At 66.3% G+C, this 1,355-nt stretch carries 2 protein-coding genes; both read right to left on the bottom strand.

The genetic code is table 11. The features are described 5' to 3' along the window. Window positions 1-195: hypothetical protein (locus ACIF6F_RS37970; protein WP_399958625.1), on the bottom strand; the 195-nt coding region annotated here is incomplete at its 3' end. A gap of 14 nt (window positions 196-209) precedes the next feature. Further along, window positions 210-1,193, bottom strand: a complete 984-nt coding sequence (locus ACIF6F_RS37965) for an IS481 family transposase (RefSeq protein ID WP_030883002.1) — start codon at window positions 1,191-1,193, stop codon at window positions 210-212. Window positions 1,194-1,355 lie beyond the last annotated feature (162 nt).

The raw sequence follows: 1,355 nt of genomic DNA, 5'->3' as shown, positions 1-1,355 counted from the left end.
AAGGAGCAGCCGCTCGATGCCAGCGGCGTCCATGGCGGCAGGAAGGTGCTCGGGCAGGAGCGGCCCGCCCGTGCGCACGCCGGTCTTCGTCGTGGGAACCGACAGGCCGGGCACCTCGATGTAGAGGGGGGTCTGGTTGCGGTACGTCTCGCAGTGCTGGTCGATGTGGGCCTCGATCCGCCGGAACATCTCCATGCCGTGTCCGCGGCCTAGGTGTATTGACCCGAAGCGTTGTTGACGCGGCTGACGGGCGGGAGTCCGCCGAGTGCGGTGTGGCAGCGGTGGTGGTTGTAGGTGTGGAGGAAGTCTGCCAGGGCTTCGGTGCGTTCGTCGTTGGAGGTGTAGGGCCGGAGGTAGGCCCATTCGTCGAGCAGGGTGCGGTTGAAGCGTTCGACCTTGCCGTTGGTCTGTGGCCGGTAGGGCCGGATGCGCTTGTGGGCGATGCCATGCGTGGTGAGGGCCTGGGTGAAGAGTCTGGACTTGTAGCAGGAGCCGTTGTCGGTCATGACTCGTTCGACGGTGACGCCGTGTCCCATGAAGAACGCGTGGGCCCGCTGCCAGAACCCGATCGCGGTGTGCTGACGTTCGTCGGCCAGGACCTCGCTGTAGGCGAGGCGGGAGTGGTCGTCGACGGCGGAATGGATGTAGCTGTAGCCGATCACCGGTTTGCAGCTCTTGCGCAAGTCAGTGGTGTTCTGCCGGTTCTGGTTGCCGGCTGTTCTGCCGACCGCGCGCCAGCCGCCGCCGTCAGGGATGTTGCCCAGCTTCTTGATGTCGACGTGCACCAGCTCGCCGGGACGGCTGCGTTCGTAGCGGCGTATCGGCTCGCCGGTCGGCCGGTCGAGCCAGGCCAGACGGTTCAGGCCGTGGCGGGTGAGGATCCGGTGCACCGTGGAAGCGGGTAGTCCGAGGATCGGGCCGATCCGGGCAGGTCCGAGCTTGCGGGTCTGTCGCAGATCACAGACAGCGGCTTCCGTTTCGGGCGCGGTGCGATGCGGGGTGGTGCGCGGTCGGCTCGAGCGGTCGAACAGTCCCGGGTCGCCCTCGGCCTGCCACCGTCGGACCCACTTGTGGGCGGTCGCCCGCGAGATCCCCATCTCCTCGGCCACATGAGCGACCGGGCGGCCGGAACGGACACGTTGAATCAACAACCGCCTGCCATGAACAGTCAGCCGGGCATTACGGTGGGACACGAAGACCTCCGGTGTGGTGCAGTCCTAGACAGCTCCACCACACCGGAGGTCTTCGCCTTTGATCAAGACCCCCGCGTCAACAACGCTCGTGATCAATACACCTAGCGGGTGTCCCCTCATGTGTCTGGGCTATCCAGCGAGAGCGTCGCGATGCTGTCCCCC

It is taken from the genome of Streptomyces sp. NPDC086023, assembly GCF_044540325.1.
Taxonomy (GTDB): domain Bacteria; phylum Actinomycetota; class Actinomycetes; order Streptomycetales; family Streptomycetaceae; genus Streptomyces.
This window is presented reverse-complemented; position numbering and strand designations above follow the sequence as displayed.